General features: G+C 64.2%; 24 protein-coding genes and 1 tRNA gene. 11 read left to right on the forward strand and 14 right to left on the reverse strand.

The annotated features are described in order from the left end of the window. Nucleotides 1-25: 25 nt before the first annotated feature. Together lipA and RIA72_RS03640 are read left to right on the forward strand one after the other, a co-directional pair. Nucleotides 26-955 carry a lipoyl synthase gene (gene lipA / locus RIA72_RS03635; RefSeq protein WP_350031003.1) on the forward strand — a complete coding sequence of 310 codons (930 nt, stop codon included), beginning with the start codon at nt 26-28 and terminating at the stop codon, nt 953-955. A 7-nt stretch (nt 956-962) separates the two neighbouring features. After that, entirely contained in the window at nt 963-1,442 is a 480-nt protein-coding gene (locus tag RIA72_RS03640; RefSeq protein ID WP_350031004.1) for a type II toxin-antitoxin system RatA family toxin, read from the forward strand. Here the strand turns inward: RIA72_RS03640 and RIA72_RS03645 are convergent. Next, on the reverse strand, nt 1,385-1,942 hold the full coding sequence (locus tag RIA72_RS03645; RefSeq protein ID WP_350031005.1) for a CinA family protein: 558 nt from the start codon (nt 1,940-1,942) through the stop codon (nt 1,385-1,387). The two genes, RIA72_RS03640 and RIA72_RS03645, sit on opposite strands and share 58 nt — an antisense overlap. A gap of 4 nt (nt 1,943-1,946) precedes the next feature. Continuing rightward, nucleotides 1,947-3,125 (reverse strand): bifunctional 2-C-methyl-D-erythritol 4-phosphate cytidylyltransferase/2-C-methyl-D-erythritol 2,4-cyclodiphosphate synthase, encoded by a 1,179-nt coding sequence (locus tag RIA72_RS03650; RefSeq protein ID WP_350031006.1) that lies wholly within the window; start codon nt 3,123-3,125, stop codon nt 1,947-1,949. Nucleotides 3,126-3,224: 99 nt separating this feature from the next. On the opposite strand from RIA72_RS03650, the gene dusB reads away from it, so the two are divergent. The 7 genes from dusB to hflX all read left to right on the forward strand — a co-directional run bounded on the left by dusB (nt 3,225) and on the right by hflX (nt 12,418). Next, nucleotides 3,225-4,223, forward strand: a complete 999-nt coding sequence (gene dusB / locus RIA72_RS03655; RefSeq protein ID WP_350031007.1) for a tRNA dihydrouridine synthase DusB — start codon at nt 3,225-3,227, stop codon at nt 4,221-4,223. Continuing rightward, on the forward strand, nt 4,220-5,311 hold the full coding sequence (locus tag RIA72_RS03660) for a two-component system sensor histidine kinase NtrB (protein WP_350031008.1): 1,092 nt from the start codon (nt 4,220-4,222) through the stop codon (nt 5,309-5,311). Before dusB ends, RIA72_RS03660 begins: the two co-directional genes overlap by 4 nt. Continuing rightward, nucleotides 5,308-6,726 (forward strand): sigma 54-interacting transcriptional regulator, encoded by a 1,419-nt coding sequence (locus RIA72_RS03665; protein WP_350031009.1) that lies wholly within the window; start codon nt 5,308-5,310, stop codon nt 6,724-6,726. Before RIA72_RS03660 ends, RIA72_RS03665 begins: the two co-directional genes overlap by 4 nt. 83 nt (nt 6,727-6,809) lie before the next feature. After that, the gene (locus RIA72_RS03670) at nt 6,810-9,101 is read left to right on the forward strand and encodes a sensor histidine kinase (RefSeq protein ID WP_350031010.1); all 2,292 of its coding nucleotides are present in this window, start codon (nt 6,810-6,812) and stop codon (nt 9,099-9,101) included. Then, nucleotides 9,091-10,470: a nitrogen assimilation response regulator NtrX gene (gene ntrX, locus RIA72_RS03675; RefSeq protein WP_350031011.1), complete on the forward strand. Its 1,380-nt coding sequence runs from the start codon at nt 9,091-9,093 to the stop codon at nt 10,468-10,470. The genes RIA72_RS03670 and ntrX overlap by 11 nt, the downstream gene beginning before the upstream one ends. Before the next feature lie 17 nt (nt 10,471-10,487). Then, nucleotides 10,488-11,081, forward strand: a complete 594-nt coding sequence (hfq, locus tag RIA72_RS03680) for an RNA chaperone Hfq (protein WP_502957929.1) — start codon at nt 10,488-10,490, stop codon at nt 11,079-11,081. A gap of 47 nt (nt 11,082-11,128) precedes the next feature. Continuing rightward, nucleotides 11,129-12,418: a GTPase HflX gene (hflX, locus tag RIA72_RS03685; protein WP_350031032.1), complete on the forward strand. Its 1,290-nt coding sequence runs from the start codon at nt 11,129-11,131 to the stop codon at nt 12,416-12,418. Here hflX and mazG read toward each other — a convergent pair. The 10 genes from mazG to RIA72_RS03735 all read right to left on the reverse strand — a co-directional run bounded on the left by mazG (nt 12,357) and on the right by RIA72_RS03735 (nt 21,115). Beyond that, nucleotides 12,357-13,169: a nucleoside triphosphate pyrophosphohydrolase gene (gene mazG, locus RIA72_RS03690; protein WP_350031012.1), complete on the reverse strand. Its 813-nt coding sequence runs from the start codon at nt 13,167-13,169 to the stop codon at nt 12,357-12,359. The two genes, hflX and mazG, sit on opposite strands and share 62 nt — an antisense overlap. Before the next feature lie 41 nt (nt 13,170-13,210). Next, complete coding sequence (locus RIA72_RS03695; protein ID WP_350031013.1) at nt 13,211-13,387, reverse strand: hypothetical protein; 177 nt, start codon at nt 13,385-13,387, stop codon at nt 13,211-13,213. After that, on the reverse strand, nt 13,384-14,148 hold the full coding sequence (locus RIA72_RS03700) for an MBL fold metallo-hydrolase (protein WP_350031014.1): 765 nt from the start codon (nt 14,146-14,148) through the stop codon (nt 13,384-13,386). The genes RIA72_RS03695 and RIA72_RS03700 overlap by 4 nt, the downstream gene beginning before the upstream one ends. Before the next feature lie 13 nt (nt 14,149-14,161). Then, on the reverse strand, nt 14,162-14,938 hold the full coding sequence (locus RIA72_RS03705) for a TatD family hydrolase (RefSeq protein ID WP_350031015.1): 777 nt from the start codon (nt 14,936-14,938) through the stop codon (nt 14,162-14,164). Beyond that, complete coding sequence (gene metG, locus RIA72_RS03710) at nt 14,938-16,515, reverse strand: methionine--tRNA ligase (protein ID WP_350031016.1); 1,578 nt, start codon at nt 16,513-16,515, stop codon at nt 14,938-14,940. The genes RIA72_RS03705 and metG overlap by 1 nt, the downstream gene beginning before the upstream one ends. A gap of 38 nt (nt 16,516-16,553) precedes the next feature. Next, complete coding sequence (locus tag RIA72_RS03715; RefSeq protein ID WP_350031017.1) at nt 16,554-17,543, reverse strand: DNA polymerase III subunit delta'; 990 nt, start codon at nt 17,541-17,543, stop codon at nt 16,554-16,556. Continuing rightward, complete coding sequence (tmk, locus tag RIA72_RS03720; protein WP_350031018.1) at nt 17,531-18,154, reverse strand: dTMP kinase; 624 nt, start codon at nt 18,152-18,154, stop codon at nt 17,531-17,533. The genes RIA72_RS03715 and tmk overlap by 13 nt, the downstream gene beginning before the upstream one ends. Nucleotides 18,155-18,229: 75 nt before the next feature. Then, a complete protein-coding gene (locus RIA72_RS03725) occupies nt 18,230-19,186 on the reverse strand; it encodes a D-alanyl-D-alanine carboxypeptidase family protein (RefSeq protein ID WP_350031019.1) in 957 nt (318 codons plus the stop codon). A gap of 2 nt (nt 19,187-19,188) precedes the next feature. Beyond that, the gene (locus RIA72_RS03730; protein WP_350031020.1) at nt 19,189-20,139 is read right to left on the reverse strand and encodes a septal ring lytic transglycosylase RlpA family protein; all 951 of its coding nucleotides are present in this window, start codon (nt 20,137-20,139) and stop codon (nt 19,189-19,191) included. Then, on the reverse strand, nt 20,123-21,115 hold the full coding sequence (locus RIA72_RS03735; protein WP_350031033.1) for a lytic murein transglycosylase: 993 nt from the start codon (nt 21,113-21,115) through the stop codon (nt 20,123-20,125). The genes RIA72_RS03730 and RIA72_RS03735 overlap by 17 nt, the downstream gene beginning before the upstream one ends. A gap of 216 nt (nt 21,116-21,331) precedes the next feature. Between RIA72_RS03735 and RIA72_RS03740 the strand changes: the two genes are divergently transcribed. Further along, nucleotides 21,332-21,421 (forward strand) — tRNA-Ser (locus tag RIA72_RS03740). On the opposite strand, the gene RIA72_RS03745 is transcribed toward RIA72_RS03740, so the two are convergent. Both RIA72_RS03745 and RIA72_RS03750 read right to left on the reverse strand, forming a co-directional pair. Then, nucleotides 21,422-22,513: a flavin reductase gene (locus RIA72_RS03745; protein WP_350031021.1), complete on the reverse strand. Its 1,092-nt coding sequence runs from the start codon at nt 22,511-22,513 to the stop codon at nt 21,422-21,424. Nucleotides 22,514-22,626: 113 nt separating this feature from the next. Beyond that, entirely contained in the window at nt 22,627-23,607 is a 981-nt protein-coding gene (locus tag RIA72_RS03750) for an NAD(P)H-dependent flavin oxidoreductase (protein WP_350031022.1), read from the reverse strand. A 120-nt stretch (nt 23,608-23,727) separates the two neighbouring features. Here RIA72_RS03750 and RIA72_RS03755 point away from each other — a divergent pair. Then, nucleotides 23,728-24,123 (forward strand): acyl-CoA dehydrogenase family protein (locus RIA72_RS03755; RefSeq protein ID WP_350031023.1); only part of this gene is annotated, 396 nt, incomplete at its 3' end.

Genomic DNA, 24,123 nt, shown 5'->3' on the forward strand with positions numbered 1-24,123 from the left:
CGTCGCGCGCGACTATGTGGGCCCGATGAACGCCCCGTTGCAACCACCGCCCAGCCAACGCGCCCGCAAACCCGACTGGATTCGCGTGAAGGCACCGACCAGTCCCGGTTATGCCGAGACGCGCAAGCTGATGCGCGAGCTCAATCTGCATACGGTGTGCGAGGAAGCGGCTTGTCCGAATATCGGCGAATGCTGGACCAAGAAGCATGCGACGGTAATGATCCTGGGCGACACCTGCACGCGCGCCTGCGCTTTCTGCAACGTCAAAACGGGAATGCCGCGCCCGGTGGACCTGCTGGAGCCCGAACACACCGCCGCTGCCGCCGCCAAAATGGGATTGACGCATATTGTCATTACGTCGGTCGACCGTGACGATCTGCCCGATGGCGGCGCGAGCCAGTTCGTCAAGGTCATCCAGGCGCTGCGCCGCGAAACGCCGCAGACGACGATCGAGATTCTGACCCCCGACTTTCGTAACAAGCCCGAAAGCGCCGTTGCCGCGATCGTCGATGCGCGCCCGGACGTTTATAACCACAACCTCGAAACCGTGCCGCGGCTCTACCCCACGATCCGTCCGGGCGCGCGCTATTATGCCTCGCTGCGCCTGCTGGAGAGCGTGAAGCGCCGCGATCCGTCGATCTTTACCAAATCGGGGATCATGCTCGGTCTGGGCGAGGAGCGGATGGAGGTTCATCAGGTGATGGACGACATGCGCAGCGCCGACATCGATTTCATGACGATGGGTCAATATCTGCAACCGACGCCCAGCCATGCAAAGGTGATCGACTTCGTGACGCCACAGGCGTTCGATGCCTATGCCCAGATCGCGCGTGCCAAGGGCTTTCTGCAGGTCGCCTCGTCGCCGCTCACGCGCTCCAGCTATCATGCCGGTGACGATTTCGAGCGGATGCGCGCGGCGCGCGAGGCGCAACTGGCGCGCACGGGCAACGGCTGAACGGACATTGCCGAGACATCACGAAACGCGCGATCTGCCGTACAGCGCCGAACAAATGTTCGCGCTGGTGACGGACATTGCGCATTATCCCGATTTTCTCCCATGGGTCGTCGCACTGCGCGTCCGCAGCGACAGCGAGCATGAGAGCGTCGCCGACATGATTGTCGGCTTCAAGGGGCTGCGTGAAAGCTTCTCGTGCCGCGTCCACAAGCAACGACCGCATGAGGTGATCGTCAGCTATATCGACGGCCCGATGAAACATCTCAGCAACGAATGGCATTTCCAGGCCGCCGAGGGCGGTGGTTGCCGCGTCGATTTCATGGTCGATTTCTCGTTCCGCAACCGCATGTTCGAGGCACTGGCCGGACAGATGTTCGACAAGGCGCTGCGCAAGATGATCGCGGCGTTCGAAGCGCGCGCGGACCAGCTTTACGGTGCGGGGAGCGCGACGTCCTCCGAAGGGCGCAGCGCGTCCTTTTCGGGCTGAAGCAGCGCGAGCGCAAACATCGTCGCCGCCTGACGGATCGCGGCACGATCGGTCGACTCGAACTGGATGCGCTGCGTGAAATAATCGTCGGGGTCCTGTCCGCGCAGGGCACGCGCAAAAACGACAAGACCCACCGGCTTCTTTTCGCTGCCCCCCGAAGGTCCGGCGATTCCCGTGATCGCGACCGCAACATCGGCATCGCTGTTCGCCAGCGCGCCCGCTGCCATCGCCCACGCCGTCGCCAGCGACACCTCGCCAAAGGTTTCCAGAATCTCGCCGCTGACGTCGAGCTGCGCCTTCTTGGCCTCACCCGAATAGGTGACGAAGCCCGCGGTAAAAACGTCCGAACTTCCCGCAATGTCGGTCAGCGCTGCCGCCACCATGCCGCCAGTGCAGCTTTCGGCGACGGCGATCTTGCGCCCCGCGGCGCGATTTTCAGCGAGCACGCTCGCAGCCAGTTTTTCACGCGCAGCGAGGCGCGATTCAGCGTCGGACAGCACGGGTTCAAATCTCCGGAAGTTGGATGGTCGCAACGGCCTGGGCCGCGATCCCCTCGCGGCGGCCGGTGAAGCCGAGCCGCTCTGTCGTTGTCGCTTTCACACTAACCCGTCCCGCCGGAATCGCAAGGATTTCCGCGATACGATTGCGAATCGCGACGCGGTGGGGCCCGATTCGCGGGGCCTCCGCGACGATGGTGAGATCGAGGTGGCCGATGCGGCCGCCGTTCGCCGCCACGCGCTCGCCGGCGAAGGCGAGGAAGCGGTGCGACGCCGCGCCGCGCCATTGCGGGTCGCTCGGCGGGAAATGGTCGCCGATGTCGCCATCCCCTAGCGCGCCAAGAATCGCGTCGGTCAGCGCATGAAGCCCGACATCGGCATCACTGTGGCCTTCAAGTCCATGACTATGTTCGATTTTTATACCGCCGATCCACAGCGGCTTGCCTTCGACGAGGCGGTGGACGTCATAGCCCATGCCAACCGCGGCTCGCATCATATCCCTTACCCCCAGCAACCCCGACAGAATCGCCATATCCTCGGCATATGTCAGTTTGTGGAGCCGCGCGTCGCCCTCCACCGTCGCGACCGCGACGCCAAGGCTGCGGACGAGCTGTGCATCGTCGGTCGCCGCTGAACCCGCAGCTTCGGTATGCGCGCGGCGCAAAACGCCGAGGCGAAAGGCCTGCGGCGTCTGGACGCGCGCCAGCCGGTCGCGCGGGACGACATCGCCTGCCTGGGCACCCTCCGCTTCGATCAATGTGTCGGGCACGGGGAGCACCGGGATAACGGCGTCGGCGCTGTCGAGTGCCGCTAGCAAGCGGTCGATCACCGCGGCGCCGAGGCCGGGGCGCGCGGCGTCGTGAACAAGAATGAGCGCTTCGTCGGGCCAATCCGACAATGCGGCCAGCGCATTGGCCACCGACTGCTGGCGCTCCGCGCCGGGGTCGGTAGCGATCCAGCCTTTCGGCAAGAAGCCGGCAGCGGCGGCGACGTCATGGCTGGCAACCAGTACGCCGACCGACACGCGGCGATCGGCCGCCAGCGCGTCCAGGCTCCAGCGAAGCACCGGCTTGCCGCCTAGCGACTCCAGTTGCTTCGGCTGTGCAAAGCCCGCGCGCGTGCCCTGGCCGCCGGCGAGCAGAATCGCGGCGACGGGGGAAGGGGGCAAGGCGGAGGACTCGGACATGACCCGCGCCGGTTAGCGCAGCCGCGGCTTGCGGGAAAGCCGCATAGCGTGTAGGGGCGCTGCTTAAATTTTAGGCACTGCAACGAAAGCTCCCCGCCCATGGCGCCGCTGCGGCCCATCCAGATCGGCAACATCACCATCGCGGATCCCGTGATCCTCGCGCCGATGACGGGCGTTACCGACCTGCCGTTCCGCAAGCTCGTCCGCTATTATGGATCGGGGCTCAACGTCACCGAAATGATTGCGAGTCAGGCCGCGATCCGCGAGACGCGCCAGTCGATCCAGAAGGCCGCGTGGGATCCGGTCGAGGAGCCGGTATCGATGCAGCTCGTCGGCTGCACCCCCTATGAAATGGGCGAGGCGGCCAAGCTCAACGAAGATCGCGGCGCATCGATCATCGACATCAATATGGGTTGTCCGGTGCGTAAAGTGACCAATGGCGATGCGGGATCGGCGCTGATGCGCGACCTGAAGCTCGCTGCGGCGCTGATCGAATCCTGTGTGAAGGCGGTTTCGGTTCCCGTAACCGTCAAGATGCGAATGGGCTGGTGTCACGACAGCCTCAACGCCCCCGAACTTGCGCATATCGCCGAAGATCTGGGGGCAAAGCTGGTGACGGTCCATGGCCGGACGCGCAATCAGATGTACCGCGGCGAGGCCGACTGGGCGTTTGTCCGCACGGTCAAGAATGCGGTCTCGATCCCCGTGATCGTCAACGGCGATATTTGTTCGGCCGACGATGCGCGCCGGGCGCTGGAGCAAAGCGGTGCCGATGGCGTTATGATCGGGCGGGGTGCCTATGGTCGCCCGTGGCTGCTCGGACAGGTGATGGCCGCGCTGCGCGGCGAAGGCGAGCGGCCCGACCCCGGCCTCGACGAACAATATGACGTCATTACATCGCATTATCGCGCGATGATCGACCATTATGGCGAAACAACGGGCGTCAATATGGCGCGCAAGCATCTTGGCTGGTATGTCAAGGGCCTGCACGGTTCGGCCGAGTTCCGGAACAAGGCCAACCAGATCCCTGACAGCAAGGGCGTCCTCGACGCGCTCGAGGCTTTCTACGGCCCGCATCTGACCAAGGCGGCCGCGTGACCGCGCGCACGTCGAGCATCCCAAGCTTTGACCATGACGAGCTGATCCAGTCGCACCCGGTACCGACGTTGTTGATCGACAGCGGCGGGGTCGTGCTGTTCGTCAACGCCGCCGCCGAACAGCTTTGCAATGTCAGCCGGTCGGCGATGATCGGGCGCGTGATCTATGACGTCATCCAGATGGACCGCAGCTATCGCCAGCGAATGAACGACGCCGCGACGTCAGCGCTTTTCGCGCATCGAACCGAAATCACGCTGGGAGGCCGCAAGTCGATCTTTGTCGACATGCAGATGGTCCCCTATGGCCAGAGCGGGCATCGCATCCTCGCGCTCGTGCCGTCGCAAAGCGATGGCGAATTGATGGGCGGCGCGATCGGCCGGTCGAGCCGTGCGGCCGGAGCGGCGGCGTCGATGCTGGCGCACGAGATCAAGAATCCGCTCGCGGGCATCAAGGGCGCCGCGCAGCTGCTGGCGCGCAAAACCGATGCGGGCGGCGAACGCTTTACCACGCTGATCTGTGCCGAGGTCGACCGGATCGCGACGCTGATCGACCAGATGGAGCATTTTTCGCGCGGGCAGCCCATCGCGTGCAGTCCGATCAATCTGTATCAGCCGATCCATCAGGCGATGGAAACTGCGCGCGCGCGCCAGTTTCCAGGTATCCGCTTCGTCGAGGATTTCGACCCGTCGCTTCCCCTCGTCCACGGCAGCCATGACGCCATGGTGCAGATATTGCTCAACCTTCTGACCAACGGCTGCGAGGCGTTGGCGGGGCGCGACGATGGCGTGGTGCGGCTTGCGACCGCCTATCGGCATGGCCTTTCGATCGACAATGGTGACGGCCGCGGCCGCATCGCACTGCCGATCGAGGTGAGCGTCAGCGACAACGGGCCGGGCGTTCCCGCCGACATTCGCGGCGACCTGTTCGATCCCTTTGTGACGACCAAGCGCGAGGGCAGGGGGCTTGGCCTCGCGCTCGTCGCCAAGCTGGCGCGCGATATGGGAGGGACCGTCCAGCATATGCGCGACGGCGAGTGGACGCGCTTTCGGGTTCATCTGCCCGTCGCGCAATCGAAGGAACGGGGATGAGCGACGGCAAGACGATCCTGCTGGTCGAGGATGATCCGGCGATCGCGATGATCATCCGCGAAACGCTCGACGGCGAATGCGGCCTTCTGGCGTCGGTCGGCAGCATCGCCGAGCGCAACGCCTGGCTGGCGGGCCACAGTCCTGACCTGATCATAACCGATGTCGTGCTGCCCGACGGCGACGGCATCGACTCGCTCGTCCACGCGGGCGTCGATCCCATGACGCCGGTGATCGTGCTGTCGGCGCAGAACACACTCGATACCGCCGTCCGTGCGACCGGTATCGGCAGCTATGATTATCTGCCCAAACCCTTTGACCTCGACGAACTGACGGCGAGCGTTCGTGCGGCGCTGCAACGACGCGTCGAGGCTGCGACCGGCGATCCGGCGCCGCCCGCGGACAGTCACGGTCTTGTGGGGCGCGCGCCCGCGATGCAGGCGGTTTACCGGACGATCGCGCGGCTCGCGACCAACGATCTCGCGGTCTTGATCTTGGGCGAATCGGGTACGGGCAAAGAGGTTGTCGCGCGCGCGATACATGCGACGGGGCTCCGCCGTGCCGGCCCGTTCGTCGCGATCAACATGGCGGCGATCCCGCGCGAGCTGATCGAGGCCGAGCTGTTCGGTCACGAAAAGGGAGCTTTTACCGGCGCGCACAGCCGCAGTGCAGGCCGTTTCGAGCAGGCGGCGGGGGGGACGCTGTTCCTTGACGAAATCGGCGACATGCCTTTGGAGGCGCAGACCCGGCTGCTGCGTGTGCTTCAGAGCAACGAATATTCGACCGTCGGCGGCAGCCAGGCGCTGCGTGCCGATGTCCGCGTCATCGCCGCGACGCACCGCGACATGCGCACGCTGGTTGCCGATGGCCGGTTCCGCGAGGATCTTTTCTATCGGCTCAATGTCATCCCCGTGACCTTGCCGCCGTTGCGCGACCGCCGCAGCGACATTGCCGCGCTCGTCCGTCATTTCGTCGAGGTCGGTCGCGGGGCCGGGCTCCCTGATCGGCAATTCGCTCCCGAAGCGATGCAATGGCTGGAGCGCCACGACTGGCCGGGCAATGTGCGTGAACTCGGCAACGTGGTCCAGCGGCTCGCCGTGCTTTCGCGTGACACTGTCGTCACCGCGCGCGAGGTCGAGATGGTGCTGCGCGAAAATGGCGAGAGAGGCGGTGTGGTCGACCCCGCGGTGCTGATAGCGCGCGCGGTCGACGATTGGACGCGCGAGAAGGTGGCGAGCGCCGATCTCGACGGCGAAATCCACAGCCAGCTCGAGGCGATCGTCGAGGCCGCGCTGTTCCGCCGCGTCCTCAGCGATGTCCGCGGCAATCAGCTGGAGGCGGCAAGGCGCCTTGGCATCAATCGCAATACGTTGCGCAAGCGGCTGGCGCAGCTCGAAATCGACCCGCTGCATCCCTGAAATGCCGAGACCCGATCGCGGCTGTGCTGCAAAAGCGTAATTGTGTGTTTTCTATGCAACAGGAATGTCGTATCGAGGCAACAATGACGTCGGCCGCTGCCCCGCCTTTCGACTTGGAACCGGACGCTCAGGATCTGCGCTCGGGCGTATGGCGCTTTGGCGCGCCGGAATATTACGCGCTCGCCGCCATGGTGAGCATTGCGATCGCCACCTATATTTTCGTGACGGGAGACGCGCAAAGCGAACGGTTACTGACGCCTGCGCTGGTCGCCGCGATCATGGTTGCCAACCTCGTGCCGGCGATGGCGCTCATCGTGCTGATCGGCAGCCGCGTCGCGCGCGCACGCGCCGTTCGTTCGATGGCGGGCGGCAACGGGCGGTTGCACGTGCGGCTCGTCGCGCTTTTTTCGTTGATTGCAGCGGCGCCGACCTTGCTCGTCGTGATCTTTGCGTCGCTGCTGTTCCAGTTCGGGGTCGATTTCTGGTTTTCGGACCGGTCGCGCGGCATGTTCGAAAATGCCGCGAACCTTGCCGAAGGCTATTATCAGGAAAATCAACGCCAGGTCGGTGCGAACACCTTTGCGATGGCGACCGACCTTGGCACGCGGCTCCGGCAGTATCCGATCGATGCGCCGGGTTTTAACGACTATTATCTTCAACAGGTGGTGGTCCGCAGCCTCAATGAATCGGCGATCATCGAGATTGGCCGCGACGGCTTGGCGCGGACGGCTACAGCGATCAACCCCGATGACCGGGCGGCCGAAAACCGCCTGAATCCAGCGATGATCGCTCGCCTGAACGCGGGTGAGGACGTCGTCGTCGTCCGGCAGGCCAATCGCATCGAAGCGGCGGCGCGCCTGCCCGGTACCGATCGCGCCTATGTCTATGCGTCGCGCGATACCAATGTGCCGGGTTTCCAGCAATCGGCGCGAGCGGGCGCGGTTCTCGCCGATTACAATCAGCTGTTCGATCGGTCGCAGATGCTGCAACTCCAATTCAATGGCGCGCTTTATCTCGGCTCACTCCTGCTGCTTGCGCTGGCCGTCGTCGCCGCGATCGTGGTCGCCGACCGCATCGTGCGGCCGCTGGGAACGCTGATCGGCGCGACGCGCACCGCCGCGGGCGGCGATCTGTCGGTTCGCGTGATCCCGCCCGCGCGCGACGATGAAATCTCGGTCCTGACGCGCGCTTTCAACCGCATGACCGAACAGCTCGAAGGACAGACCGGGGCGCTCGTCAATGTGAACGAGCAGCTGGAGGCGCGGCGGAGCTTTATCGAGGCGGTGCTGAGCGGCGTTTCCTCAGCCGTCGTATCGGTCGATGCCGAGCGCCGCATCCTGCTTGCCAATGCCGCAGCGGAAAGGCTTATCGGCCGTTCGGCCGACGAAATGACAGGGCTGCCGCTCGACGCGGTCGCGCCCGAGCTCGCGCAGCTGTTGACTGGCAATGAACGCGAGGCGATCGTCCAGCTGGCACGCAAGGATGCCGAACCGGCGACGCTTGCGGCCAAGGCGGTGGGACAGGGCGACGGCTTTGTCCTCAGTTTTGAAGATATTACGCAGCAGCTTCTCGATCAGCGGCGCGCCGCCTGGTCCGACGTCGCGCGCCGCATCGCGCACGAGATCAAGAATCCGCTGACCCCCATCCAGCTCGCCGCCGAGCGCTTGCAGCGCCGGTTCGGTGATCGCGTCGAGGGCGATGCGCCGACGTTCCGCAAACTCACCGACACGGTGATCCGCCAGGTGCATGACATGCGCCGGATGGTCGATGAATTTTCGAGTTTCGCGCGGATGCCCAAGCCGACATTCGGGGTCGAGGATGTACGCGACGTTTTGCGCCAGGCGGTGTTTCTGTTCGAGGTCGCCAAGCCCGACATCGTGTTCACGGTGAAGACGCCAGCGGACATAGAACCGCTCGTCTGCGATCGTCGGCTCTTGTCGCAAGCCGTGACAAACATTGTCAAGAATGCGGTAGAAGCGATTGAAGAAAAATATAAAAACACTGGAGAGGCGGCGATCGGCAATATCAGCGCCGAGCTGGAGGCCGGCGCGAACGACACGATCGTCATTCGCGTAACCGACGACGGGATCGGTTTGCCCGAGGCGCGCGACGCGATCGCCGAACCCTATATGACGACGCGGCAGGGCGGGACCGGCCTGGGCCTGGCGATCGTCAAGAAGATCGTCGAGCAACATTATGGCGAACTGGAATTTTCGGATAATCCGGCGGGGCGGGGAACCTGCGTCACGCTGACGCTGCATCCCGATCGGCTGCGGCCGCTGGCAGGGCAGGGCGGCGAAACTGCCGTCGGCCGGACCGAAACGGTCCCGGGGCGCATCCGAAACCGGCAGGACAAAGAAGATCATGGCGCTTGATATTTTGATCGTCGACGATGAGCGCGACATCTGCGACCTCGTGGCCGGGGTCATGGAGGACGAAGGTTACGAAGCGCGGACCGCGTTCGACAGCGACGCGGCGCTCGAAGCGATCCGCCAGCGGCGCCCGTCGCTCGCGCTCATCGACGTGTGGTTGCAGGGCTCGCGCCTCGACGGGCTGGGACTGGTCGAGGCAATCAAGGCGTTCGACCCGACGCTGCCGATCATCGTCATCTCGGGTCACGGAGGGCTCGACACCGCGGTCGCGGCGATCCGCCGCGGGGCGTTCGATTTTATCGAAAAGCCGTTCGAAGCATCGCGACTGCTGCACCTTGTGGCGCGCGCTACCGAGAATGAACGGCTGAAATTCGAATATGAGCAACTGCGCGAAAAGGCCGGCGCGGCCGAAGAGCTGACCGGCAATAGCGCCGCGATCAACAATGTCCGCGCAACGCTGAAACGCGTGGCGGGGACGGGCAGCCGCGTCCTCATCACCGGCGCGCCGGGTGTCGGGAAAGAGGTCGCCGCGCGTGTCCTGCATGGCTGGAGCGGGCGGCACAATGCGCCGTTCCGCGTGATTTCGTCGGCGCGGATGGATCCCGAAACGGTCGAGCTGGAGCTGTTCGGTTCCGAGACCGAAGACGGATCAATCCGGGTCGGCCTGCTCGAACAGGCGCATGGCGGCACCTTGTTTCTCGACGAGGTCGCCGACATGCCGCTGACGACGCAGGGAAAGATCCTGCGTGTCCTTACCGATCAGAGTTTTACGCGCGTCGGGGGCCGGACAATGATCCGCGTCGATGTTCGGATCATTTCGGGGTCCGCGCGCGACCTGACGACGGAGATTGCCGAGAACCGTTTTCGCGAGGATCTCTATTATCGGCTCAACGTGGTGCCGGTGCATATTCCTTCGCTGCGCGAACGCCGCGACGATATCGCAAGCCTTTGCGATCATTTTTTCCGCCGCTATGCCGCCGATCGCCGCGTTGCGCCGCCCGAGATCAGCGCCGAGGCGATGGCCGCACTGCAGGCCCACGAATGGCCGGGCAATGTGCGCGAGCTGCGCAACGTGATCGAACGAGTGATGATCCTGGCGCCCGGCGACCGGCTGGCACGCATCGACGCCGATATGCTGCCGGCCGAATTGGTGCGGGGGGGAAGCGATATTATGCCCCATTCGGAATCGATCACCGCGATTCCGCTCAAGGAAGCGCGCGAGAATTTCGAGCGCGAATATCTTCGCATCCAGATCAATCGCTTTTCGGGCAATATCTCGCGCACGGCGAGCTTCATCGGAATGGAACGATCGGCGCTGCACCGCAAACTGAAACTTTTGGGGCTTACCGAGAGTTCGGATAGCGAAAGCTAGGCTTAGCGCTGGACGATATGCAGGCTTTGCCGCATATTGTGCGCAAGAAGGTCTTGAATGCCGGGAAACCGGCGCCGTACCCGCGGTTTCACCGCCAAGAACAGGAGGCAAATTTGTCCGATAAAAACCAGAATCTTCAGGATATTTTTCTCAACGCTCTCCGCAAAAGCAAAACGCCGGTCACGATGTTTCTCGTCAAGGGGGTCAAGCTTCAGGGCATCATCACCTGGTTCGACAATTTTTCGCTGCTTCTCCGCCGCGATGGCCAATCGCAGCTGGTGTATAAGCATGCGATTTCGACCGTGATGCCCTCGCACGATTTCGATCTGTCGCTGCTGGGCGACAATCTGCGCGACGCGCCGGCCAGCAAGGGCAAAGCGTTGCAGGACGTGTTCCTGAACGCCGTTCGCCGTTCCGATGAATCGGTGACGATGTTCCTCGTCAACGGCGTGATGCTTCAGGGCGACATCGTTGCATTCGACCTTTTCTGTATGCTGCTCGAACGCGAGCGGCAGGTGCAGCTGGTCTACAAACACGCCATTTCCACGGTTCAGCCAAACGGACCGATCAACCTGACCGACAATGGCGACGACGACGCGGACGACGCTTGATCGACGCCACAATCGACACGGAAGAGGTCACGCGCGGCGCCCGCGCGATGATCATCGTGCCCGAATGGCATAGCCAGCGGCTTGCCCGCGACGCGGACGCGCGCGCCGGTGAGGCGAGGGGGCTTGCGCTCGCCATCGGGCTCGACGTGGTGGCGGTCCACACGCTCCGGTTGCGGCAGACGCGCGCGGCGACGCTGCTGGGCGTGGGCCAGATCGACGTGATCGCGCCCGATATTGCGGCGAAAGACGTCCAACTGGTCGTGGTGGACGCCGCGCTCACTGCGATCCAACAACGCAATCTCGAGACCGCCTTCGGCGCAAAGGTGATCGACCGGACTGGGCTGATCCTCGAAATTTTCGGCGAGCGCGCCGCGACGGCCGAGGGGCGGTTGCAGGTCGAGCTCGCCCACCTCGATTATCAGGCCGGGCGGCTGGTTCGCAGCTGGACGCACCTTGAACGCCAGCGTGGCGGTTTCGGCTTTCTGGGCGGCCCTGGCGAAACGCAGATCGAGGCGGACCGACGGATGATCCGCAGCCGCATGGCGCGTATCCGGCGCAGCCTGGAGGATGCGCGGCGCACACGGCAACTCCAGCGCTCGAAGCGCCAGCGCGCGCCGTGGCCGGTCATCGCGCTCGTCGGCTATACCAACGCTGGAAAATCGACCTTCTTCAATCGCTTGACGGGAAGTGACGTCATGGCGGAAGATATGCTGTTCGCGACGCTCGACCCCACGATGCGCGAGATTCGCTTGCCGGGCATCGACAAGGCGATCCTGTCGGATACGGTGGGGTTTGTCTCTGACCTGCCCACCGAGTTGGTTGCGGCATTCCGCGCGACGCTGGAAGAAGTGACGACCGCCGACCTGATCGTCCATGTCCGCGACATCGTTCACCCCGACACCGAGGCGCAATATGACGATGTGCGCGCGATCCTCGATTCGCTGGGGGTCAACGGACCGCAGGATGCCGACGACGCCGATGTTGCGGCGGCGATCCCGCAGATCGAAATCTGGAACAAGATCGACACCGCTAACCCCGAACAGCGCGCGATCGTCGAGGAAATCGCCGCACGGCGCGGCGACGTCGCCGTCATTTCGGCTGTCACGGGCGAGGGGGTGGAGGCCGCGCGCGCGCTCATGGCGTCACAGCTCACCGCGCGGCACCAGCTTCAGCGCATCCATCTTCGTTACGAACAGGGCGACGCGATGGCATGGCTCCACGCCCGCGGTGAGGTGCTCGCCGACGAACCCGAGGGCGAGGGGCATGTGCTGACGGTCAGGCTGGATCCAGCGGACCGGGCGCGATTTGATCGGCTATGGCCACCGCCGACCGCTTGACGGCCTGCCAATGCGTTTCCTGAGCGTCGAGCGACAGCCCGGCGATCGACCCACCGGCACGCGCTTCCATCGCCGCGAAACGCCGTGCGAATTTGAGGTTGGCGTCGCGCAGCGCCGTTTCGGCATCGACCCCCAGCTTGCGGGCATAGTTGACGACCGCAAACAGCAGGTCGCCGATTTCCTCGTGGCGCGCGGCGTCGTCGGCGGCCTCCGCCACTTCGGTGAGTTCCTCCGCTATTTTGTCGCGCGGTCCCATGGTGTCGGGCCAGTCGAAGCCGACGCGCGCCGCGCGCGCCTGAAGCTTTTGGGCGCGCAGCAGCGCGGGGAGTGATAATGCAACACCGGCAAGCGCACCCTGCGGTCCGTCGGCCGCGCGCTCGTCGGCCTTGATCGCTTCCCATTGGCCGCGCACGTCATCTCTCGCAGCACTCCCAAAGATGTGCGGGTGACGCCGCTCCATCTTGTCGCTGATCGCGTTCGCGACGTCATCGAAACCGAACAAGCCTTCGTCGGCCGCGATCTGGCTGTGAAAAACGACCTGGAGCAAAAGGTCGCCCAGTTCGTCGCAGATTACAGCGGGCTGCCCGTGCGCAATGGCGTCGGCGACTTCATACGCTTCCTCGATCGTATAGGGCGCGATCGTCGCAAAATTTTGCGCCAGATCCCATTCGCAGCCGCCGTCGGGGTCGCGCAGCCGGCGCATGATGGAAAGCAAACGATCGATAGGGGATATGTCGGTCGTCTCGGGCATGTATTTATCCGATAATATATATTATGTTAAGTGAACGGTGCTCAGGTTACGGCCTGCCAGGTCCGGATCACGAGGAACACCAGTCCGAATATCGCCACCCACGCCAGCCCCATCTTCAGCCAGTCGGCCATCGGAAGCCTTCGCGCCAACAGCGCGCTGAGCACGAGCGTGAACGCGCCGACGAACCAGATCAACTGTACGGTCGTATCGCCCGTCATAACTGCACCTCCAGCCCGTCATAACCCGGTTCGACGCCGCCCGGCAATTCGGCCGCCAGATCGGCATAGTCCATCGTATTGTCCATATGCGTGATGATCGCGCGCGGATGACCGACTTTGCCGAGCGCTTCGAGCGTCATCGCCAAATGCGGGTGCGTCGGGTGCGGATAGCGGCGCAGCGCGTCGATAACGAACAGGTCGACGCCCTGAAAAAAATCGACCATTTCCTCGGTAAATTTCGAAAAATCAGTCGCATATCCGATCTTGTGCGCACCATCGCTGAAAATCAGGCCGCTCGCCTTGATCGGCCCGTGCGGCATTTCGACTGCCGACACCTCAATCGGCCCGATCGACTGGTGATCGGCCAGTTCGACAGGCTCGACCGACGCCGGATAACCGGCATTCCCCGCAAAGGCGTAGGTGAAGCGCCATTTCAGTATGTCGAGTACATGATCGCGCGCGTAACAGGGCACGGCACTGCCGCGCAGGTGCATGATCTGGCGCAGGTCGTCGAGCCCGTGCGTATGATCGGCGTGTTCGTGCGTCCAGATGACAGCGTCGACCTCTCCCACCTGGGCATCGAGCAGTTGCAAACGCATATCGGGGCTGGTGTCGACGAGGATGCGAAAGCCCCCGAGCGACACAAGAATCGACGCACGGCTGCGCAAATTGCGCGGATTGTCGGGGTCGCACTGCCCCCAATCATTGCCCAGCCGGGGAACGCCCGACGAAGTGCCGCAGCCGAGAATCCGAACCTTCATGCGCCGTGGGGCATCATGGCGCCGCCTTGTTGAAAAGATTATAGAAATTGGTGCTAGTGTCCGCAGCCAGTACCGCCGCATCTTCGCCCCGCAGTTCGGCGAGAAACACCAGCGTGTCGGCAACGAAGGCCGGTTCTCCCGTCTTGCCGCGGTGCGGGACGGGGGCAAGGAAGGGCGAATCGGTTTCAATGAGCAGCCGATCGCGCGGCAGCCATTTGGCCGTTGCCTGCAACGCGGCGGCATTTTTGAACGTCACGATCCCCGAAATCGAGATGTAGAGGCCGAGATCGAGCGCCTTGCGCGCGAAATCGTCGCTCGCCGTGAAGCAGTGAATGACCCCGGGAAAGGCCGCCTGCGCCATCGCTTCACCCAGCAGCGCGAGCGTGTCTGCCTCGGCATCGCGTGTATGCACGATGACGGGAAGCCCGGTTGCCTGCGACGCATGGATGTGACGGCGAAAGCTGTCCTGTTGCCGCGCGCGGTCGCTCTTGTCGTAATAATAGTCGAGCCCGGTTTCGCCGATTCCGATCACGCGCGGATGCGCGGCGCGTTCGACAAGCTTTGCGGTATCGACATCGGGATGCTGATCGGCGTCGTGCGGGTGGATGCCTACGCTCGCCCATACATCGTCGTTGGCTTCCGCCGCAGCGAGCACATCGTCCCACTCGCTCTCGCGCGTGGCAATGTTGAGCATCGCGGTCACGCCCCGCGAACGGGCGCGAGCCAGCACCTCGGCTTGCTGTTCGGCAAGCCCCTTGTAGTTGAGGTGGCAGTGCGAATCGACGAGCATCACGCCGCCCCTTCCGCCTCCGGTAGTTCGAGGCGTGGGAAGATGGGAACAGGCTGGGCCACTCTGAAGCCGCTCTGCACAAGTTTCGCGAACCAGTCCGCATCGGCAAGCGCCGCGAAGTCGCGCGCATCCTCGGCGACGCCCATCTGGTCGAGCAGCTTGTCGGCGGCAGCGGGCACAACCGGACGGATTGCGATGGCGAGTGCGCGCACGGCTTGAAACAGCGTCATAAGCACGGCCCGCATCCGCTCGGGATCACTCTTGCGCAGGGCCCAGGGCGCCTGAGTGTCGACATATTGATTGCAGGCGAACACCGCCCGAATCCAGTCTTCGATCCCGACCGAGAATGCGAGCGCGTCGAATTCGCGCGGTAGCCGCGTACGCGCCATGTCCAGCACGTCCGCGATCAAATTGATGTCGTCCTCGGCTGGCGCCCAGTCGGTCGACAATATGCCATCCAGGTTTTTGAAAATCATCGACAAGCTGCGCTGCGCCAGATTGCCGAAGCTGTTGGCGAGATCGGCGTTCGCGGTGCGCACGATCGCCTCGGCCGAATAGCTGCCGTCCTGACCGAAGCTGACTTCGCGAAGCAGATAATAACGCAGCGCATCGACGCCAAAGCGATCGGCGAGCGCCATCGGGTCGACGACGTTGCCCAGCGACTTGGACATTTTTTCGCCGCGATTGAGCAGAAAGCCATGGCCGAACACCTGCCGCGGCAGCGGCAGGTTGGCGCTCATCAGGAAGGCCGGCCAGTAAACCGTGTGAAAACGCACGATATCCTTGCCGATCATATGGATGTTGGCCGGCCAGAAGGTGCTGAAATCGCTCGCAGGATCGGGGTAACCCAGCCCCGACAAATAGGTGGTCAGCGCATCGACCCACACATACATGACATGGCCCGGCGATCCTGGCACCGGCACGCCCCAATCGAAGCTGGTCCGCGATACGCTCAGATCCTTAAGGCCCCCCTCGACAAAGCGCAGCACCTCGTTGCGGCGGCTTTCGGGGCGGATGAAGTCGGGATTGTCGCGATAGAGGGCAAGCAAACGATCCTGATAATTCGACAGCCGGAAAAACCAGCTTTCCTCGACGGTCCATTCGACGGGCGTTCCCTGCGGCGACAGGCGGGCGCCCCCTTCCCCCTCGGTCAGTTCGCTCTCGTCGTAAAAGGCCTCGTCGCGAACCGAATACCACCCTTCGTAGAGGTCGAGATAGAGATCGCCATTGGCGTCCATCGCGCGCCAGATCGCTTGCGACGCGGCGTGATGCGCCTTGTCCGACGTGCGCATGAAAATGTCATAACTGATGTTCAGCTTGGCATACATATCACGGAAATATCCGGACATTTCGTCTGCGAGGTCGATCGTCGCCCGGCCCTGGTCGCGCGCAGTCTGAAACATTTTCAGCCCATGTTCGTCGGTTCCGGTGATCAGGCGGACGTCGCGGCCGCGGGCGCGCTGGAAACGGGCCATGACATCGGTGGCGATCGCCTCATAGGCATGGCCGATATGCGGGCGGCCGTTGGGATAGCTGATCGCGGTCGTGATATAAAAGGGGGCGCTGGTTTCGGACATGCGCGCGCCTTAGCCGCTGCCGCGCGGAAGGGAAAGCGTCACCGTGCCGATTGGCTCGAACGGGGCGCGAGCTCGGCCAAACAATTGCCGATCTCGAAACCCACCATCGTCCCGTCGTAGGAACCGCGGATCGCGTCGCGGACCGTGCGCTGCACGCGGTCCCACTGCGCGACGACGGGCGCAATCTCCTCAATCCGGCGTTCGCGCGCCAGCGCGGCGAGCAGTCCGGGCACTATATCGATCACCAGTTCGAGCCGGGCGCGATTGGCGGTTCCCCCCACCTCACGCGCCAGCGCCTCGCGCAACCGGTTTTCAGGATCGCCCGACGCGGCGATGGCGAGCAGCTTTTTCTCCATCGCCGCGACGTCGCTGTCGATCAGCGCCAGCGCCTTGCCGGGCACGCCGCCCGAAGCGGCGACGATCGCGCGTGCGTCGCCGATGTCAAGCATCGGGCGCAGCCCGTGCAGCCATGGCAGCATGACGTCACGGTCAACCGGTTGAAAACGAAGGATACGACAGCGCGAGCGGATCGTCGGCAGCAAGCGTCCGGGCGAATGACTGACCAACAGGAACAGCGTTTTCGCGGGTGGCTCTTCGAGGGTCTTGAGCAACGCATTGGCGCCGTCATTTTCAAGGTCGTCGACCGCGTCGACGATGATCACGCGCCAATCGCCGAGCGATAGCGAAAGGTACAGGCGGCGGATCATGCCCCGAATCTGGTCGATCGTGATGTTGCGCGCGAGGTCCTTGCCCTTGTCCTTCGGCTGGCGGGTCAGCCGGATGATTTCGGGATGGTTGCCTGCATCGACCAAGCGTGCGGCCGCGTCGTCGCCGCGATCGTCGAGCGCCGCTGCCCCACGCTCGCCGCCCGCTCCGTGGGTGACGAGAAAGCGTGCCGCGCGCTCGGCAAAGCTCCCCTTCCCCATCCCCTGCGGCCCGGCAAGCAGCCAGGCGTGATGGAGGCGCCCGCCCTGCCAGGCTTCGAGAAAGGCCTTTTCGGCGTCCTGATGGCCGATCATGGCAACCATTCGGCCAGCCCCGCCAGAATAGCCGCGGTAACGTCGGGAGCGGGCGCATCGGCCTCGACGACCCGCCATCGCATCGGTTCGGCCGCCGCCATTTCGAGGAAGCGCGCGGCGAGGCGCGCCTGATAGTCGGCGGGCTTGTTCCCCATGCGATCGCTGTCCCCGCGCGCTGCCAACCGCCGCGCGGCCTCGGCTGCACTCACCGTCAGCAGGAAGGTGCGATCGGGCAGCAGGGCTTCGGATCCGAAGCGATGGAGCGCGAGGACCTCGGCGTCGGTGATCCCGCCTCCCCCACCCTGATAGGCGCGGCTCGAATCGACGAACCGGTCGCACAGCACCCATGCACCGCGGGCGAGCGCCGGACGGATCGTGCGTGCGACATGGTCAGCACGCGCCGCGGCAAAGAGCAATGCCTCGCTGCGCGCGTCCCAGCGGTCGTCGTTCCCTTCCATCAGCAGGGTACGGATCGCCTCGGCACCCGCGCTGCCGCCGGGTTCGCGCGTCGTCACCACCTCGATCGACCGCGCGGCCAACGCCGCGGCCAGCGCGCGGATCTGCGTCGACTTTCCGACGCCTTCGCCGCCCTCCAGCGTGATGAAACGCGCGCGGTTCATGTCGTCAGCCCGTGTTGAGGGAAGATGTCGTGCCGCCGCCGCATACGGTCGCGGTAGCCCGCCCGACGAATTTTGTCATCTGCGCATAGCGCCCGTAGCCGGGCTCTTTCGACTCGCCTGTTGCCCCGCTGCGGTTGCGGCGCGCGTTGCGAAGCCCCAATCCATAAGCTTCTGCGCTTCCTCCGCCCGCGCCTTTTGGCTGGTGAGCCCTGCGACCACCATGATCAGGCGCCGCCCGCCGCGTTCGGCCGAACCGAGAAAACAATAGCCCGCCTCGCGCGTATAGCCGGTCTTGAGACCGTCGGCGCCGTCGAATCGGCCCAGAATCGGGTTGCGATTTGCCTGAACGATCGGGCGGCCGTCGGGCGAAACGCCATGTGTCAGTTCGGGAATGGCGAAATAGCGCGCATAGCCTTCAGGATGGTCGCGGATGAGCCGCTCGGCGAGCGTTACGAGATCGGATGCGCTGACCCTGGTAATACCGCCGTCGGGCCAGCCATTGGGGGTACCGAATCGGCTTGACATCATGCCAATATCAGTTGCCACTGCATTCATTCTTTTGACAAAAGCCTCCTCGCTTCCGTCGATTCCGATTGCCAGGACGGCGGCTGCATCATTGCCCGAAACGGTGATCAGTCCCTTCAGCAGATCGTCGACCGACACGCGCTCGTTCGGGCTTAGGAACATGCTCGACCCGCCGGTACTGCTGTTCCATTTTTTCCACGCCGCCGGGCTGACTGTGAATTTGGTATCGCGGGTCAGCTTCCCTTTACCGAGGAGGTCCAGGACGACATAGGCGGTCATCACCTTCGCCATCGATGCGGGGGCAAAGCGTTTGTCGGCGCCGCGCGAAAAAAGAATCGCACCCGATTCAAGATCCTTGAGCATCACGACCGGCGCCTGCGTCGTATAAGGGGCCGGTGCCGCGCTGGGCGGGTGCGCGGGGTTCGCACTCGCCGCCGGAACGGCGGCCGACGCCGCAATCGACAAGGCCAGCGCCGCCGCGACGTCCCGGAAGGCCCTGGCGCCCATCGTCAACGGTCGCGCCGGGTCAGCGCATCGCGAAACCCCTTGCTTCGCGCGGTGCCCAGCGCGCCGCTGGCGTCCGCCTCGGTCGCGAAGGGACCGATACGAACGTGCCAAAGCTTGCCCGCTTTGGCCACATAGCCACCGACCAGCTTTGCCGCGGCATCGGCGCGAGCTTCGGTGCTGAACGCCCCGACCTGAACAATATATCGGCCCGATTCCGGCGCGGGCTTTGCCGCGGCGGCGGGCGTTACCTTCGGTTCGCTCGTTTCTTCATTGCCGCGGATCTCCATGCGATCGTCGCCCGGCTTTGCGTTTGCCGATGCGATCGGCGGCGCCGGTTGGCTCGCCGCCTTGGGGACGGGCAGCGCCTGTGCCTTGGTGCGCAGGATCGCGAGCAGGGATGCCGGGGTCGCGATCCGTTCGGGAACCGCCCTTCCGGCGCGAAGCTGCGCGCGCTCGGCGGCGGGCGGGTTGGTCCGGCGTACACGAACCGCCGCGACGCCTTCGTCAAGCCCGAGTTGTGCCGCAGCCGCGGGGGACAGCGCGATCAACCGGTCGTTGACCATCGGGCCGCGGTCGTTGACGCGGACCAGGATCGTCCGCCCGGTATCGAGTTTTGTCACCTCGACATAGCTGGGCAGCGGCAGCGTCTTGTGCGCGGCGCTGATCCATGCCGGATCGAAGGTCTCGCCATTCGCGGTCGTTTTGCCGGCGGCATCGTCGCTATAGACCCCGGCATAACCAACGTCGTCATAATCGGTGATCGCGGCTGGTGTGTAACTTGTATCGCCGATCTTGTACGGCTCACCGATGACAACCGGACCATCGGCGACGCCCGGCGCTGCAGCAGGATAAGGCGCCGTGTTTGCGTCATTCGCCCCGCCGACGGCGCTGCATCCCGACAGCATCATTATTGTGCCTGCGATCAGGCCCCCGCCCTTAACGATCGATTTCATCCGCCAGCAACCCCACAGACAATGCGTAAAAATTGGAACAATTATAGTCCAATATCGCACGATAGTTACCGGTCAGCAAATAGGCGGTCCGCCCCGGACCATCGGGTTCGAGCAAAGTGGCCTGGATATTGCTGTCGGGCCAGCGCCCATCGACCGGTCGGATCCCGGCGGCGCGCCATTCGGCCATCGTGCGCCAGCGGCTATGCCGTTCGAAAACGCGGGGGCATCGCGTAGGGGTCAGACGGTTCGCGAGGGCACCGCGATCGAAGCCTGCCGGGACGTTTACCGCGACCCCCCACGGCTGGCCTGCACGCCAACCGGCATTGCGCAAATAGGAACCGATCGACTCGATTGCATCGGCCTCGCTCGACCAGATGCGCGCCACGCCGTCGCCATCGCCGTCCTCGGCGACGCGCAGATAGACCGAGGGCAGGAATTGCGGATAACCGAAGGCTCCCGCCCAGCTGCCTTTCAGCACGCCGCGCGGAACGCCGCGTTCAACCATCACCATCGTCGCAATCAGTTCGGGCTCGAACAGGCTTCGGCGGCGCCCTTCATAGGCCAGGGTGGCGAGCGCTTCGGGCAGGTCGAAATTCCCCGTGACCTGGCCATAAGCGGTTTCGTGCCCGTAAATGGCGATCATGATGCTGGTCGGTACGCCGGTGCGCTGTTCGATCCGCGACAGGAGCGGTAGCAGCCGGTCGTGGACGCGCCGACCGCCGCCAATCCGGGCCGCATCGACATGTTTTGCCTTATAGGGTGCAAAAGCCGGGATCGGCGCGTTCGGGCTGGACGGCGATCCCAGATTGTCGCGGTCGAGCGCAACGACGCGCGCATTATAGCGCAGCCCGGCGGTGACGCGGTCGAACGTCGCGCGTGATACCCCGCGCGCCTGCGCCTTGGGCCACAGCGACTGGACATAGGCGTCGAACCCCGCATCGCCGCTCTGTGCGTGAAGCGGTGCAGAGGCGGTCATCATCCATGCCGACAGGATGGCCGCAGGAAGCGCAAAAAGTCGGCGAATTTTGAAACTGCTGGCGTGCATCATGTCCCCACCCATAGGGCCGCTGTCGCACAGATGCGAGCGCCTTGGCTAGATCGCCGCAGGACAAGGCGAGTCATTCGTGCGGTGGGTCGTTCGCGCAAGGTTTCGCTTGCCGCGGGGCGCCTGCGCGCTATTGCGGCGACGCAAGGACAGGTGGCCGAGTGGTTTAAGGCAGCGGTCTTGAAAACCGCCGTGGGTGCAAGCTCACCGTGGGTTCGAATCCCACCCTGTCCGCCATCAGGCGAAATGCAGTCGCCGGTATTTTCCGCGAAAATAGAGCAAAGGATCGCGATGCGGTTCGAATTGCGCGCGGACGACGCGGCCGACAAGAATGAAATGGTCGCCAGCCTCGTGCAGCGATTCGCGCTGGCACTCGAACGAGACGAGCGAGCCACCCAACAGCGGCACGCCGGTCTGACCGGGCGCCCACGGCTGATTGGCAAAACGGTCCTCGCCCCTGGTCGCAAAACGATTCGATGCCGGTTGCTGGCCAATCTGCAGCACATTGACGCCGAAATGCGCGGCGCCGCGAAGCGCGGGCGCGGTTCCCGCAGTGTTGGCGATACAAACGAGCAGCAACGGCGGATCGAGCGATACCGACGTAAAGCTGTTCGCGGTGAGGCCGACCGGCATTCCCTTCCCGTCGAGCGCGGTGACGATCGTTATGCCGGTCGCGAAACAGCCCATCGCATCGCGGAGCGTGCGCGGGTCCGACCCGGCCTTGAACTCCATCGCCTCCCGCGGCTGGCGGCGTTCGAGAAATTCGAGCAGTTGCCCCAGCAGTGCTTCGTTGCGATCCGCCGCCAGTTCGAGGTCGCATTCGTTGATGTCGGCGCTCTCTCCGACAGGTAGCGCGGCGTTGAACGTATCGCTCACCGCGCTGCACTGTGCCGGGGCGAAACCGCCGCGCACAACGAGCGTCGGAAGCGCCAGCCGCCCCGCGACGCCGCTCGCAATGGCGTCTTCATCGACCGGCATGTCGACGAGGACGAGGCCTGCGGCGAGCTGTGCGCCGTCGATGGTCAGCGCGCGCGTCGCGATCCATCCGCCCCGTTCGGCCGCGACGACCGTTGGGCGCGAACCCATCTGGGCGAGCACGGCGCGCAGATCCTCGATATGCGCATTCAGGTCCGCGCCGCCATCATCGTCGCGAAGGTCGAGATTGACGACCCGCCGCCCCGACAGGACAAGCGCCTCTGCGACGTCGCGCCAGACCGAGCGCGCTTGCCCCGGCGCAGGGACCAGGAGCACCGCGGGATCATTTTCGTCACCCAACAAGTCGGCGAACAGGGTGACACCGCCGAAACCCTTATATTCGATGAAGCTCAAGCATCCCCCTTGCCGCGCCGGCGGGCGCGAGCGCCGGCGGGCTTCGATACGGTCAGATCGCGAAGAATCGGATCATATCGAAAGCCGATGCCCCGCGCCAGCGTGGACGCGGATCAGGCCCGCAGCGATGCGAGCCGCTGATCGACGATGGCATCGGCTTCGGCGATGATCCGGTCGATCAATTCCTTGCAGCTCGGAATGTCGTGGATCAATCCCTGCACCATCCCGGCCCAGAAGACGCCCTTCGAAAGATCGCCCGTTTCGAGGAGTTCGCGTCCTGCCTTTCCGTTCACCAGCTCGGCGACATCGGCAAAGGTCGCGTCGGGCACCGCAAGGCGGCGCACGACCTCTTCGCTCACCGCGCTTTTGCCGACGCGCGCGGTGTTCTTGAGGCTGCGGAAAATGAGGAAACTGCCGCGTTCGTCATTGTCGATATAGGCCTGTTTTACATTGTCGTGGATCGGCGCTTCCTTCGTGGCGCAGAAGCGCGTGCCCATGTTGATACCCTCGGCGCCAAGCGTCAGCGCCGCGATCAACCCGCGCCCGTCGCCGAACCCACCCGATGCGAGCATCGGGATTTTCACCTTGTCGGCGGCGGCGGGGATCAGAATCAGCCCCGGAATATCGTCCTCGCCGGGGTGCCCCGCACATTCGAACCCGTCGATCGAGATGATGTCGCAACCCGCGCGCTCGGCCGACAGGGCGTGGCGGACCGCTGTGCATTTGTGCAGAATTGTGACGCCATGGGGTTTCAGCATCTCCCAGATTTCGCGCACCGCCTGCGTCCCCGCCGTCTCGACGATCTTCACCCCGCCATCGATGATCGCCTGCGCATAGGCCTTGTAATCGGGCGCGTTGATCGTCGGAAATACCGTCATGTTCACCCCGAACGGCTTGTCGGTCATCGCTCGGCAGCGTTCGATTTCCTCGCGCAGCGCATCGGGCGTCGGCTGCGTCAGCGCCGTCAGGATTCCCAGGCCGCCGGCGTTCGATACTGCGCTCGCAAGTTCGGCGTACCCCACGCTCTGCATTCCGCCCTGGACGATCGGGTGCTCGATACCCAGCATGTCGGTAATACGTGTCTTGAAAGCCATGGCGCGTCCTTTCGTAATATAATTGCCCTTACGGCATTGTCGCCTTCGCACATGAATTAACTTGACGCTTACGTCAACGTCGGGTTGAGAGAAGTTGCATAGATCGCGAAGGGAATCGGAATGACGGCAAGCGAAGGCATATCGGAACGGGCGCTCGCCATTGCGGCAAAAGTCGAAGCCTTCGTTCGCGAAACCGTGATTCCCTATGAAGCCGATCCGCGGCGCGACCATCACGGCGCACCGACCGACGAGCTGGTGATGGAGATGCGCGACCGTGCGCGCGCCGCGGGTGTGCTGACCCCACACATTCTCGGCGACGGCAGCCACCTCAACCAGCGCGAAACCGCGGTCGTGCTGATCAAGAGCGGCCTGTCGCCGCTCGGCCCGCTGGCGTGCAACACGATGGCGCCAGACGAGGGCAATATGTACCTGCTCGGCAAGGAGGGCAGCCCCGAACTCAAGGAACGGTTCCTGAAGCCGATGGTCGCGGGCGAGGTTCGTTCGGCCTTTTTCATG

Source organism: Sphingopyxis sp. (assembly GCF_040216815.1).
Taxonomy (GTDB): Bacteria; Pseudomonadota; Alphaproteobacteria; order Sphingomonadales; family Sphingomonadaceae; genus Sphingopyxis.